This window comes from Campylobacter sp. CFSAN093226, assembly GCF_012897595.1.
In the GTDB taxonomy this organism is placed as follows: domain Bacteria; phylum Campylobacterota; class Campylobacteria; order Campylobacterales; family Campylobacteraceae; genus Campylobacter_D; species Campylobacter_D jejuni.
Map to the genome: position 1 here is coordinate 1,094,630 of NZ_CP040608.1, position 12,343 is coordinate 1,106,972.

A 12,343-nucleotide genomic window follows, 5' to 3' on the forward strand; every position below is an offset into this window, starting at 1 on the left:
CTTAATAATAATAATATAAGTAATCTTTAGCTACAATATTTTTTTATAAATTATTTAGAAAGAAGAATAAAAATGCAAAGAAGAGACTTTCTTAATGGCATGGCCTTAGCTGTCGTTGCAGGCATGACACCCTTACAATTACTCTATGGAAAAGATAGTAAAATTGAAGACTTTACAAAAGAATACTATCCTCCCAATCTACTTGGATTAAGAGGTAGTAATAATAAAAGCTATAAATACGCTCACATGTTAAGAGATGGAGATAAATTTGGTTTTAGCAGTATAAAACCTAAAGAAAATTATGATTTAGTAATCGTTGGAGCTGGAATCAGTGGACTAGCTGCAGCTTGTTTTTATCAACAAAAATTTGGGGAAAATAAAAAAATTTTAATTCTTGACAATCATGATGATTTTGGAGGACATGCTAGACGCAATGAAATACAACTTGATGAAGGAACCATTTTAAGTTACGGAGGAAGTGAAAGTTTTCAATCCCCAAAAGCACTTTATTCTAAAGAAGTAATCGAACTCTTAAAATCACTTGGAGTCAGTATAGATGAATTAGCAAAACGATTTGATGTAAATTTTTACCCAGATTTAAAATTAAGCAGAGGGGTATATTTTTCAAAAGAAAATTTTGGTGTTGATAAAGTTGTCAATGGAAATCCTAGAAAAGTTATTTGTGATGATATCCCAGATTCTAAAAATAATGGAAAAAGTATTGAAAATTTTATTAAAGATTTTCCTATGACTTCTAAAGATAAAAGAGAGTTAATATCCCTTTTTAAAAGCAATAAAGACTATCTCAAAGGTTTAAGCAAAGAGGAAAAAGAAGAATATATGGCTAAAACAAGTTATAAAAAATTCTTAGAAGAAAAAGTAAAATTATCCCAAAAAGCTATAACATTTTTCGAGGGAATGACGGATGATTTTTTAGCTTTAGGTATAGATGCAATCTCTTGTGAGGATGCAAGAATTTCTTTTTTACCTGGGTTTGATAAATTAGGACTTGATCCTATCGAAGGAGAAGCTTTGGCCGAAATGGAAGAACCTTACATTTATCATTGCGCCGATGGAAATGCTACAGTAGCAAGATTAATGGTAAGAAAGCTGATTCCTACAGTGTCACAAAAAGGTAAAGATATGGACGATATCACCTTAGCTCATTTTGACTACTCAAAACTTGATGACTCTAATAATAAAGTTCGTTTACGATTAAATAGTACTGTTATTCATGTAGAAAATACAAAAAATGGAACCTTAATAAGCTATATCAATCAAGGAAAAAAATATAGAATTAAAGCAAAAAATGTTGTAATGGCTAATTATAACAATATGATTCCTTATATTATCCCTAGTTTACCTAAAGAACAAAAAGAAGCCTTAAGTAAAAATGTAAAAACATCTCTACTTCACACCAAAGTAATTATAAGCAATTGGGAACCATTTATTAAACTAGGGGTTCATGAAATTTATTCACCAAAAATGCCTTACGCTAGAACAAAACTTGATTATCCGGTTGATATGGGTGGCTATCATCATCCAAGAGATCCAAAAAAACCTATATGTATTCATATGGTTTGCTCTCCTTTAGCTCTAGCCAATATTCAAGGTATTGATCTTGAAGGGCTTGATGCAAGAGATAGAGCCAGAGTAGGTAGAAATCTATTGTTTACCATGAGTTTTGAAGAACATGAAAAAATCATTAGGGGGCAGCTTCAAGGAATGTTGGGAACTGCAGGTTTTAACCACGAAAAAGATATATTAGCAATTGTTGTAAATCGCTGGGGACATTGTTACTCCTATACAGAAAATAGTCTTTATGATGATCCTAAAATTGCAGAGCAAACCAGGCTTATAGCTAGAAAACCTTTTGGCAATATTGTTATAGCTAATTCAGATTCAGATTGGTCAGCTTATATGCATTCAGCTATCGACCAAGCTTATCGCGCTATTAATGAGATCAAGGCTTAGATTTTCTAAGCCTTAAAGAATTAAACACTACAGTAACAGAACTAAAACACATTGCAAGTGCTGCTATATGAGGACTTAAAGCGATAAAAGGTACAAATCCTGCTGCGATGGGAATGCAAAGTACATTATAAATAAAAGCCCAAAAAAGATTTAGCTTAATAATACTGCGTGTTTTTTTAGCAAGCTTAAAGCATTTAAAAATAGCTGATAAATCATCTTTTATCAAGATAAAATCCCCTGTTTTTTTTGCAAGTTCATTTGCCTTTGAAAAACTTATACTCACACTTGCAGCAGATAAAGCTGCCGCATCATTGATCCCATCTCCTACAAAAAGAGTTTTTTCAAATTTTTGAATGATTTGTAGTTTTTCTTCACTCTTAAGCTGAGCGTGAAATTCGTCTATTTGTAATTCTTTGGCTATTTTTTCTACATTTTTTACATGATCGCCGCTTAAAATAAAAGTTTTAAGATTTTGCTTTTTTAAATTTAACACAAGCTCTTTGGCTCCATCTTTTAAAGCATTGCTTAACAAAACACCGCCTAAACACTTTTTATTCTTAGCAAAATACACCCTAATATATTCTTTAAAAGTATCAAAAAAGATATCACTTTCTTTTGTGTCAATTTCATTTTCGTGCAAAAACTTCGCACTACCTGCGAGATAAATATCATTATCTTCTTTGTATTTTATACCAGAACCCACAATCACTCTTCCCTCACCCTTTAAATCAAAAAAATGATCTTTATGTAAAGCCTTAGCTATAGGATGAGAGCTTAAACTTTCAATTTGACATAATTTATCAAAATCATCTTTAGAAAGATTGTGTTTAAAAATACTCAAATTTTCCTTTGTTAATGTACCCGTTTTATCAAAAAAAGCATACTTAACTAAGGCTAATTTTTCTAAAGCAGCAGGATTTTTAATAAGAATGAAATTTTTTGCCGCATTTGCACTTGCCACAACCAAAGCTATAGGCGTTGCAAGACCTAAAGCACAAGGACAAGAGATCAAAAGCACAGCACAAGAGTGTAAAAAAGCTGTATTTAAATCTGCTTTTAGCACCCAAAAAACAAAAACTAAAAAAGCAAAAAATATTATACCCCCTACAAAGTATTTAGAAATTTGATCTGCTAAATTTGCCAAAGGACTTTTGATACTTCCTGCTTCAAAAACTAGATTTTTGATTTGTTCTAAAGTACTATCCATGGCCTTTTTGTTTGCTTTGATCCTTAAAGCACCATTTAAAACTACTGCTCCTGCTTGAACTTCATCGCCTTCTTTTTTTAAAACAGGCAAAAACTCCCCATTTAAAAAACTCATATCAAGCTCTGCACTCCCTAAAAGCACTACTCCATCTGCAACAATGCTTTCTCCTTCTTTTACCAAAAGTACATCGCCACTTTTAACAAAAGAACTTGAAATTTCTTTGATACTTTCATCTTCAAGCAAAATTTTTGTCTTTTTTGTGTCTATATTTTCTAAAATTCTTTGATAATCTTGTGCCTTAAATTTAGCCTTACTTTCAAGATATTTTCCTAAAAGCACAAAGGAAATAATCATCATTGCACCACTAAAATACAAATCTTCTTCTTTAAAAATTTGCAAATACACCAAAAAAGAATACACAAAAGCACTCAAAGTCCCCAAAGCTACAAGGGTATTCATATCTAAATTTTTGCTTTTAAAGCCTAAAAAAGCATGAGAAAAAAAGTCTCTCCCACAATAAAATATCCCAAAAAAACTCAAAGCCATTTGGATATTTTGAGAAAAAGAACTTTTAACAAACATTTCAAAATACATAATAATCACACTCAAAACTATACTTAAGAGCAAATTTTTTCTTAATTCTAAGTGTTTTTTTGCCTTGTATGCGTTCAAGCTTTGTTCATCTTCTAAAATTTCAAAGCCTAAATTTTTAATTTTTGCGATGATATCCTTGCGTTTTTTTTGATCTTCAAGTAAAAAAACCCCGCTAGAATTCACATAAGAAACACTAGCATCTTTAACACCATCAATTTTTTTACAAGCTCTTTCTATAGCATTAGAACAATTAACGCAAGTCATTTTGCCTATTTTTATACGCAATTCTTCCATTATAAACGCTCTACAATCTCAAAACCTAAATCTTGAAATTCTTTTGTAAAATTTGATACTTGATTTTCTTCTAAATTTAAACTTAAAATTTTTTGCTCCAAATCCACTTCTATATTTCCAAATTCATCTTCAAGAGAATTTTTGATCAAATTTACACAATTCATGCAATTAACATTTTTTACTTTAAATTTCATTTTCACTCCTTATAGGTTGTATGGTAATATGCCCGATTTCAAATTCATGCAACAACTTATGAGATAAATCCTGAGATAGTTTTTCAAATTCCTTTAGATTGCAAACTCTTACTTTTAAATGCATAGAGGCTACTAGCATTTTATTAGTGATTTGAGTAATATGCAAATCCACTACCTCATCCACACTAGGATTTAAAAGCAAAACTTGTCTTACTTTTTCTATATCCACAGGAGAACTTTCAAGCAAGACATTAGCACTTTGTTTAAGCAAGATAATCGCCCATCTTAAAAGCAAGATTGATAATACAATAGCTAAAATCGTATCTATATAAACAATATCACTAAAATACACCACAATCCCACCTATAATAACCGCTAAAGAACCCAATAAATCGCTCATCATATGCAAAAAAGCGGACTTCATATTGACATTTTCTAAATTTGCACCCTTAAACATCATCAAAACATTAATCCCATTTACCAAAAAGCCCAAAATAGCTACAATTATCATGGTTTTAGCGTCAATTTCTTTTGGATTGATAAATTTTTCTATAGCCTCATAAATGATAAATAAAGCCGATAAAATAATGGTTAAAGCATTGATAAAAGCCACTAAAACTTCAAGACGAAAATACCCAAAGGTCTTTTGATGATCTTGCCATTTTTCTACAGCTATAATGGCTAAAAAACTAAGAGCTAAGGCAAAAACATCAGAAAACATATGCAAAGTATCGCTTAAAAGTGCCAAAGAATTTGAAAGGATTGAATAAATAAATTGCACAAGCATCATAGAAAAAGTCATTAAAAGAGAAATTTTTAAAATCTTTTTATCCACACTCCTTGCATCGGCATGGGAATGATGATGTTCATGAGAATGTTCTTCGTGATTATGATGACAAGATTTGTTAGCTAAAGGCTCGTGTGATAAAAATTTATACATCTTATATCCTTTTTTGCTTGACATTTTAAGATATTAAGCTAAAAAGGATATAAATATTTGTTATTTTTATAAAAATTAAAAGTCAAAAAGCTCGCCTAGCCAACTTTCTTTCTTTTTCTTTTTATAATAGTCATTGTGCTGATGATAAGCTGAGTCATTATATCTTGACTCTTGTCTTGGAGCTTGGTTAAAATTTGCTGTATTAGGGACACTGCGTTCTATGATTTTGTCAAGCTCTCCACGATCAAGCCAAACGCCACGACACTTTGGACAATAATCAATCTCAACTCCACTCCTATCACTCATAACCAAATCTACATTACAAACTGGACATAACATACAATACCTTTTTTTAAATTTTTGACTTAAAATTATAAAAAGAAATATTAAACAAATTTACAACAAGTTTTAATGTTTTTTTGCATGTCTAGTCATCATAAAACTTTGTTCAAAAAATATAAGCAAGGTAACACTCACTCCTATAGCTAGAGCCAAAGTCACAGAAACAGTTGTAAAAAAATAATCAAAAAATTGAACTAAAAATTCAGACTTAGCCTTCAAATCATCACTGCGTATAAAAGAAATAAGATACAAAATCGCTTTATAAGCATAAATTCCAGGTATCATAGGAATAAGAGCAGGGAAAGCGATAATTTCAGCAGGAGTTTTGATGATTTTTGCTAAAACAATTCCTAAACATCCTATGCAAAATGAAGCAACAAAAGTTGCAATTGCTAAAGTTTGAAAATGAAAATATTCCACCAAGGTAAAACGAAGTCCATGTGCAATTGCCGCTAAAAGAGCAGATAAAATAAGGGTTTTTAAAGGTGGATTACAAGCATAAGCAAAGCCAAATCCCGCCACAGCAGCAAAAAACATATCTCTTAAAATAAATTCAATCATCTTAAAATCCCAAAATCCGAAATACTAAGCGTCATGTAAATTCCAAGTGCTATACAACAAATCAAAATAGCCACGCTGATAATACGGCTAAGCCCCATTAAAATATGATCTTTTAATATATCAATCACAGAATTTATAAAAAATACCCCTGGTATAAGATACAAGATACTAGAACCCAAAGCCACATCAGAAGTATTGGTATATCCCATATCCAGTCCAAAAAATACAAACCATGATGAGATAAAAGAACAAAGGATGTATTGAATTCTTAAATCAATCTTTGCTTTAGTTAAAATATATCTTAATAACAATCCCACAAAAGTTGCAAAAAATACTAAATTTCCAGCACCAAAATCACCACCAAAAAGCCTGCAAAAAGCCGAATTTGCCATAGAAACAAATAAAAGATTAAGCAAATAAGAATGCTTTTTTTGTTGAGAAATTTGCCCAAAAACGACTTTTGCTTTTTCAAGATCGTATTTGTGATCATATATAGCCCAGCTTAAAGCACTTAAATCAAAAATAAGTTTAAAATTAACATGGGCATGATGATTGGGTATAACATAAGTTCTTTGAATGGAGTTATCATCCATATCTACAACATTTAAAGTAATATGATGAAAAAAGAAATTGATATTTATCTCATAGCCATAAACCTCAGCTATTCTTCCTACGCATTTTGCCACCCTAGCTGTATAAGTTCCAGCACCTAGCAAAGTTTTAGTATATACGATTAAAAAATTAGTTAATCTTTGTATATCAGGTTTTTCCATATTTTAATAATCTTTGATTGAATTTGTTATAATTATAGCAAATTTTAAAATAAATAAGGAGAAAAAATGGCAAAAATCGGTATAGTTGGTTTAGGTTATGTAGGATCTGCTAGTGCTTATAGCATAGCTACTCAAGGAATTTGCTCAGAACTTTATTTATATGATATAAAACAAGATTTAGCTCTAGCTCATGCAAGAGATTTGGAAGATATGTCAGCCATTCATTTTTCTTATACAAAAATTTTTCATGTGCCAAATTTAGAAAATTTAGCTTCTTGCGATATTATCATTTTAGCTTTTAGAAAAGAAAGCTTAAAAGAATTACCTAGTCGCTTAGTAGAACTTCAAAACAATATCCTCGAACTTAAAGACATTGTCTTAACCTTAAAAAATGCTAATTTTAAAGGCAAATACATTGTCGCAACAAATCCAAATGACACCATAACTTACTACACTCAAGTATTAAGCCAATTACCTAAAAATCATGTTTTTGGTAGTGGAACAAATTTAGATAGTTCAAGACTTAAGAAATTTTTAGCCAAAGATTTAAACATAAATTCAAAAGATATTTTTGCTTGTATGATTGGTGAACATGGAGATTCTCAGTTTGCAGCACTTTCTAATGCAAGCGTTTTAGGACAAAATTTATTAGATTTTTACAAGCAAAAATTAGGCAAAGATTTAGACATACAAGAACTCGAAAAAGCTGTGATTAGCGAGGGATATTTCATCTATGAACGCAAAGGAAGAACAGAATTTGGCATAGGAACTTCTTGTGCAAATTTAGCCAAAGCCATCCTAGAAGATAGAAAAAGTTTACATCCTGTAAGTGTGGTTTTTGATGATATAGCTTTTTCAATGCCCGCTATCATAGGAAAAGATGGTATAGAAAAGGTTTTTGAATTAAAATTCAATGAAAAAGAAAAAACAAAATTAGAAAATTCAAAACAACAAATCAAAAACGCTATACAAAGCGTAAAAGATAAAAATTTAAGCCTTTTTAAAAGGCTTTTTGATTTTGATATAAATTAAACTTGCTAAAATCACAAAAACAATTATAATGATTAAAATTTGAGTTAAATAAGTTTTAATCAACTCTTCATTTTGTCCTATATAATAACCCAAAAATACAAGTATAGCCACCCAAATAGCACTACCAAGTGCAGTAAAAAGTATAAAATTTATAAGTTTCATTTTTACCAAACCTGCAGGCATAGAGATGTACTGACGAATCCCTGGCAAAAGACGACAAGTAAAGGTTGAAAATTCCCCATGTTTGTTAAAAAATTCTTCAAATTTAGCAAATTTGACTTCGTTTATACCAAAATACTTACCCCATTTTAATACAAAATTTTTACCCCAAAAAAAGCAAATATAATAATTAATCAAAGCCCCTAAAACAGAACCTAAAGTCCCACTAAGTATACAAAGAGTGATATCAAGCTCGCCTTTATGTGCCAAATATCCAGCAGGTATCATAACAACTTCACTTGGAAAAGGTATAAAACAACTCTCTAAGGTCATTAAGATAATAATACCCAAATACCCCCAAGCACTAGCCGTCTCAACAATAAAAGAAATGATTTCTTGCATATTAGCCTTATTTGAAGAAAATTTTAAAAAATTGTAGCTTAAAAGATTAAACAGTAAAAAGCGGTTTTACACCGCTTTTTTTATTTACCTGCAACTGAAACTTGATTTGGATTGTCTGCTGCACGAGCGATCATGCACTCTTTTAAAACAGCAGCATCAGCTGGATCGCTAACTTTTTTATTAATCCAGCGTTCAACTTGTTTCATTGTTTTTGACTCTGGCTCTGGAGCTTCGTATTTTGCCATCAAACTTGCACAATCAGCCAAAGCAATGATAGGTAATAAACTTGCAAAAAGTATTTTTCTCATCTTTTGCTCCTTAGAATTTTACATTATACATTAACATGATATTATCAGCTCTTGCTTTATCTTTTTTCGCTCCACCAAATGGTAAGCCACGATTACCCCAAATGTTTTGGATATTGGTGTAGCTTAAGCGTAAGAATTGATATCTATCAAGTTGATAAATCACATAAAAATCATGTGCCGTTCCTCTTGTCATTCTTATATTAAGCGGATCATTGATACTTGGACGGCTCATAGTATACCAGTATCTACTTCCCCAGAAGAACTCATACCCTACTTTTAAAGCCTTAGTAAAATCATAGCGTCCGCCTACATGCACAGCATAGCCGTCTTTTTCATTGAACTTACCATTGCCATAACCTTTACTTTGAAGAGCTATGCTTAATAATGGATTTATCTCATTATTGCTTCCATTAGAATATCCCAAAGATGCGAACCAATTAAAATTTGTTCCAAAAGCTTTGTAATTTTCAAAATGAATATTAGCTAAAGTAAGATTACCTAAATTAACAACTTCATCATCATCACCCAATAACATAGATCCTGGAATAGGCAATGCAAAATCAGTCATATGAGCCACATTGAAGATAATAAGATTATCTCCCATACCTTCTATAGGAAGCTCTCCTTCTACTGCAGCATAGTAAAGATTTGCATCAGCATCTTTTTGATCACTCATCCAGTCTCTTACTTTACCACTTTCTTCATCCCATTGATAAGTTTTACCATAAGCTGCACGGATAGCTACCTTATGATCTTGCAAACTTTCAGGTTTATAAGTGATCACTGCTGCATCACCTAAAGCATTGATTGCTAAAGCTGGATAAGTTGATTGTCTTAAAGCATTGTTTCTAAGGTTGCTTCCTGGACCATCGGTTCCTGGCTGTCTTCCTATGGTTGCAATCCACTCAGGTGTGATATAGTAGTCAAGATAAGCTCTATCTACATAAAGTACAGGCCCGCTTGATCTTGTATTTCTTCCTGCATCTAAGTCAAGTGGACTTCCACTCCAACCCATTTGAGACCAGTTTTTAGCCATAGATAAACGACCATAGAATTTGGTTTTATCATTAATATCAGCATTCATATTTAAATGAAGCTCATTCATCCATTTGTTATTAGCGCTATAATCTTGTCCGCTAACTTTATAGTTTGTATTTGAAACTGCTGTTGAAAACTCAAGACCAAATTTAACCTTACTTAAAGCAGCTTGAAATTCTGTTTCATCGGCTCTATCATTAAGATCGGCAAGTTCAGCTTTTACAGCTTCATTTTGCTTAGCTTGAGCTTCCCTTTCTTTTCTGATTTCTGCAAGTTCAGCTTGAATTTGTGCAAGCTGTTTTTGAAGCTTGGTTATCTCATCATCTGTATTTTTAGCAAAAAGTGAAGATGAAAGAAGACAAGCACTTAAAATAAGTGAAAACTTAGTTTTCATAATCATAACTCCTTGTAATTTTGTTACATTTAGTAAATTAAAATTGTGATTATAGAAAAAAAAGTTTAAAAAAAAATTATACATTAATCATTTTTAGCTAGTCAAACTTATGACTAGCTTTGTAAATATTGTAGTTTCAAAAAAGTTTTAAAATTTTAAATTTTTAAATTTTATTGCAAATTTTTATGTCTAAAATTTTATCTCCTTGGCGTATGGAGTCTAAAACTTCCAAACTTTCTTCATCTTTTGGATCAATTTGCCCAAAAACAGTATGAACTCCATCTAAATGAGCTTGAGGGCTGTGACAAATGAAAAATTGAGAACCACCCGTATCGCGTCCTGCGTGTGCCATAGATAAGGTTCCACGCTCATGCTTATGCTCTTGATCATCACATTCGCAAATGATTTCATATCCAGGCCCACCTACACCATTGCCGTGTGGACAACCTCCTTGTATGACAAAATTTGGGATCACACGATGAAAATTTAAATCTTTATAAAACCCTTCATTAGCCAAAGTAGCAAAATTACAAACCGTTTGTGGAGCCTCATCGCCAAAAAGTTTTAGTTTCATTGTGCCTTTTTCAGTTTCTATAAGAGCAAATTTATATTCGTTTACTTTGCTTGTGTCAATTGTTTTTATCATTATTTCTCCTTAATCTATATTTGTATAAACAGCTTGAACATCATCATCGTCTTCTAACTTATCTAAAAGTTTTTCTATATCGCTAAGCTGTTCTTCGCTAAAGCTTACAGGATTGTTTGGTATATACTCAAGCCCTGCTTTTTTAAGAACTAAACCCTTAGCTTCTATAGCAGAACTTAGCTCACCAAAGGCAGTATAATCACCGCTAATTACTAACTCTTCTTCATTTTGTTCTAATTCTTCAAGTCCTGCATCAATCAAATCAAGTTCTAATTCTTCTAAATCTCCTGCAAATTTTTCAAGATGAAAAACCGCTTTTCTAGTAAACATAAAGCCTAAAGATCCATTTTGTAAAACTTCTCCACCATTTTTGCTAAAAATAGCTTTTACATTAGCCACGGTGCGTGTAGGGTTATCGCTCATACATTCAACTATAACCAAAGCTCCATGCGCAGCTTTTCCTTCATAATGAATGTTTTTAATATCTGCGCTATCCTTTCCACTCGCACGCTTAATAGCCGCATCTATATTATCTTTTGGCATATTATTTGCTTTTGCTGTAGCTATAGCACTTCTTAATTTTGGATTCATATCAGGATCAGTGCCACCTTCTTTAGCAGCTACTTGTATGGCTTTAGCAAGCTTAGGAAAAAGCTTACTCATTTTATCCCATCTAGCCTCTTTAGAAGCTCTTCGGTATTCAAACGCTCGTCCCATAAATTCTCACTTTCTTTAAAGATTTTTAAACTTAAAAGTATAAACTAAAAAGGCTAATTAAAGCTTTAAATGGTATGATTTTACCATTTATTTTTGGGGAGAAGCTTTTTGAATATCGCAAAAAAAGAACTTTTTGTTGCTTGGTTTTTCTTGATTGCTGCTATTGTATTTGAAGTTTTAGGCACTAGTTTTTTAAAAATGGAAAATCAAATTTTAGGCTATATATTTATGGCTTTATTTATAGCTTTTTCTTATTTTTTTATGGGCAAAGCGATTAAAAAAATTCAAGTAGGCATAGCCTATGCTGTATGGGAACTTTTAGGGATTATTCTTATACTTTTAGTTTCTTTTATAGTTTTTAAAGAGAGTTTAACCTTAACTCAAATTCTAGGCATTGTTCTTTCTATCGTTGGAATTATCATGATTAATATAGGCGAGGTTAAAGAATAATGTATATTTTTATCATTGTTCTATCGGCATTGTTAGATATCGTAGCAAATTTATTACTAAAAAAATCAGATGGTTTTAAGCATAAAATTTGGGGCTTAGCTGCGATTGTCAATGCTATACTTGCTTTTTTTCTACTTTCTTTTTCTTTAAAATATGTTCCTTTAAGCATAGCTTACTCAACTTGGGGTGCTATAGGCATCATAGGAACTTGTCTTGGTGGATGGATTTTATATAAAGAAAAATTAAACAAAATAGGAATTTTAGGTATCATTATCGTGATAATAGCAGTATTTTTGCTAAATTATTAAAACAGCAAAA

General features: G+C 31.4%; 15 protein-coding genes. 4 read left to right on the plus strand and 11 right to left on the minus strand.

Annotation, left to right across the window (positions count from 1 at the left end; all coding sequences use genetic code 11):
* Nucleotides 1-72 precede the first annotated feature (72 nt).
* On the plus strand, nucleotides 73-1,974 hold the full coding sequence (locus tag FBF02_RS05670) for an NAD(P)/FAD-dependent oxidoreductase (RefSeq protein WP_002857910.1): 1,902 nt from the start codon (nucleotides 73-75) through the stop codon (nucleotides 1,972-1,974).
* Here the strand turns inward: FBF02_RS05670 and copA are convergent.
* The 6 genes from copA to FBF02_RS05700 form a co-directional block, all read right to left on the minus strand.
* On the minus strand, nucleotides 1,964-4,069 hold the full coding sequence (gene copA, locus FBF02_RS05675; protein ID WP_002858014.1) for a copper-translocating P-type ATPase CopA: 2,106 nt from the start codon (nucleotides 4,067-4,069) through the stop codon (nucleotides 1,964-1,966). The two genes, FBF02_RS05670 and copA, sit on opposite strands and share 11 nt — an antisense overlap.
* Entirely contained in the window at nucleotides 4,069-4,263 is a 195-nt protein-coding gene (locus FBF02_RS05680) for a cation transporter (RefSeq protein WP_002852760.1), read from the minus strand. Before FBF02_RS05680 ends, copA begins: the two co-directional genes overlap by 1 nt.
* Nucleotides 4,253-5,203, minus strand: coding sequence for a CDF family cation-efflux transporter CzcD (gene czcD, locus FBF02_RS05685; RefSeq protein ID WP_021034233.1), 951 nt, complete (start codon nucleotides 5,201-5,203; stop codon nucleotides 4,253-4,255). Before czcD ends, FBF02_RS05680 begins: the two co-directional genes overlap by 11 nt.
* A gap of 75 nt (nucleotides 5,204-5,278) precedes the next feature.
* The gene (locus FBF02_RS05690; protein WP_002831611.1) at nucleotides 5,279-5,542 is read right to left on the minus strand and encodes a zf-TFIIB domain-containing protein; all 264 of its coding nucleotides are present in this window, start codon (nucleotides 5,540-5,542) and stop codon (nucleotides 5,279-5,281) included.
* A 69-nt stretch (nucleotides 5,543-5,611) separates the two neighbouring features.
* Nucleotides 5,612-6,106 carry a threonine/serine exporter family protein gene (locus FBF02_RS05695; RefSeq protein ID WP_002831613.1) on the minus strand — a complete coding sequence of 165 codons (495 nt, stop codon included), beginning with the start codon at nucleotides 6,104-6,106 and terminating at the stop codon, nucleotides 5,612-5,614.
* Nucleotides 6,103-6,879, minus strand: coding sequence for a threonine/serine exporter ThrE family protein (locus FBF02_RS05700; protein WP_002858457.1), 777 nt, complete (start codon nucleotides 6,877-6,879; stop codon nucleotides 6,103-6,105). Before FBF02_RS05700 ends, FBF02_RS05695 begins: the two co-directional genes overlap by 4 nt.
* 66 nt (nucleotides 6,880-6,945) lie before the next feature.
* Here FBF02_RS05700 and FBF02_RS05705 point away from each other — a divergent pair, with 66 nt between their 5' ends.
* Complete coding sequence (locus FBF02_RS05705; RefSeq protein WP_002916444.1) at nucleotides 6,946-7,911, plus strand: L-lactate dehydrogenase; 966 nt, start codon at nucleotides 6,946-6,948, stop codon at nucleotides 7,909-7,911.
* Here FBF02_RS05705 and FBF02_RS05710 read toward each other — a convergent pair.
* From FBF02_RS05710 to FBF02_RS05730, 5 genes are all read right to left on the minus strand, one after another.
* Entirely contained in the window at nucleotides 7,870-8,472 is a 603-nt protein-coding gene (locus tag FBF02_RS05710) for a DedA family protein (protein WP_002865243.1), read from the minus strand. The two genes, FBF02_RS05705 and FBF02_RS05710, sit on opposite strands and share 42 nt — an antisense overlap.
* A gap of 80 nt (nucleotides 8,473-8,552) precedes the next feature.
* Nucleotides 8,553-8,780 (minus strand): hypothetical protein, encoded by a 228-nt coding sequence (locus FBF02_RS05715; RefSeq protein ID WP_002822505.1) that lies wholly within the window; start codon nucleotides 8,778-8,780, stop codon nucleotides 8,553-8,555.
* Nucleotides 8,781-8,790: 10 nt separating this feature from the next.
* On the minus strand, nucleotides 8,791-10,212 hold the full coding sequence (omp50, locus tag FBF02_RS05720) for an outer membrane tyrosine kinase (RefSeq protein ID WP_002858383.1): 1,422 nt from the start codon (nucleotides 10,210-10,212) through the stop codon (nucleotides 8,791-8,793).
* A 163-nt stretch (nucleotides 10,213-10,375) separates the two neighbouring features.
* Nucleotides 10,376-10,858: a peptidylprolyl isomerase gene (locus FBF02_RS05725; RefSeq protein WP_002858090.1), complete on the minus strand. Its 483-nt coding sequence runs from the start codon at nucleotides 10,856-10,858 to the stop codon at nucleotides 10,376-10,378.
* 9 nt (nucleotides 10,859-10,867) lie between these two features.
* Nucleotides 10,868-11,575, minus strand: a complete 708-nt coding sequence (locus FBF02_RS05730; RefSeq protein WP_002780603.1) for a YebC/PmpR family DNA-binding transcriptional regulator — start codon at nucleotides 11,573-11,575, stop codon at nucleotides 10,868-10,870.
* 108 nt (nucleotides 11,576-11,683) lie between these two features.
* On the opposite strand from FBF02_RS05730, the gene FBF02_RS05735 reads away from it, so the two are divergent.
* The gene (locus tag FBF02_RS05735; protein ID WP_002777281.1) at nucleotides 11,684-12,025 is read left to right on the plus strand and encodes a multidrug efflux SMR transporter; all 342 of its coding nucleotides are present in this window, start codon (nucleotides 11,684-11,686) and stop codon (nucleotides 12,023-12,025) included.
* On the plus strand, nucleotides 12,025-12,333 hold the full coding sequence (locus FBF02_RS05740; RefSeq protein ID WP_002780599.1) for a multidrug efflux SMR transporter: 309 nt from the start codon (nucleotides 12,025-12,027) through the stop codon (nucleotides 12,331-12,333). Before FBF02_RS05735 ends, FBF02_RS05740 begins: the two co-directional genes overlap by 1 nt.
* The last annotated feature ends 10 nt before the right edge of the window (nucleotides 12,334-12,343 follow it).

Coding starts and splice junctions, on each gene's coding strand:
- FBF02_RS05670 (WP_002857910.1), top strand. CDS start 73: ATGCAAAGAAGAGACTTTCTTAATGGCATGGCCTTAGCTGTCGTTGCA.
- copA (WP_002858014.1), bottom strand. CDS start 4,069: ATGGAAGAATTGCGTATAAAAATAGGCAAAATGACTTGCGTTAATTGT.
- FBF02_RS05680 (WP_002852760.1), bottom strand. CDS start 4,263: ATGAAATTTAAAGTAAAAAATGTTAATTGCATGAATTGTGTAAATTTG.
- czcD (WP_021034233.1), bottom strand. CDS start 5,203: ATGTATAAATTTTTATCACACGAGCCTTTAGCTAACAAATCTTGTCAT.
- FBF02_RS05690 (WP_002831611.1), bottom strand. CDS start 5,542: ATGTTATGTCCAGTTTGTAATGTAGATTTGGTTATGAGTGATAGGAGT.
- FBF02_RS05695 (WP_002831613.1), bottom strand. CDS start 6,106: ATGATTGAATTTATTTTAAGAGATATGTTTTTTGCTGCTGTGGCGGGA.
- FBF02_RS05700 (WP_002858457.1), bottom strand. CDS start 6,879: ATGGAAAAACCTGATATACAAAGATTAACTAATTTTTTAATCGTATAT.
- FBF02_RS05705 (WP_002916444.1), top strand. CDS start 6,946: ATGGCAAAAATCGGTATAGTTGGTTTAGGTTATGTAGGATCTGCTAGT.
- FBF02_RS05710 (WP_002865243.1), bottom strand. CDS start 8,472: ATGCAAGAAATCATTTCTTTTATTGTTGAGACGGCTAGTGCTTGGGGG.
- FBF02_RS05715 (WP_002822505.1), bottom strand. CDS start 8,780: ATGAGAAAAATACTTTTTGCAAGTTTATTACCTATCATTGCTTTGGCT.
- omp50 (WP_002858383.1), bottom strand. CDS start 10,212: ATGAAAACTAAGTTTTCACTTATTTTAAGTGCTTGTCTTCTTTCATCT.
- FBF02_RS05725 (WP_002858090.1), bottom strand. CDS start 10,858: ATGATAAAAACAATTGACACAAGCAAAGTAAACGAATATAAATTTGCT.
- FBF02_RS05730 (WP_002780603.1), bottom strand. CDS start 11,575: ATGGGACGAGCGTTTGAATACCGAAGAGCTTCTAAAGAGGCTAGATGG.
- FBF02_RS05740 (WP_002780599.1), top strand. CDS start 12,025: ATGTATATTTTTATCATTGTTCTATCGGCATTGTTAGATATCGTAGCA.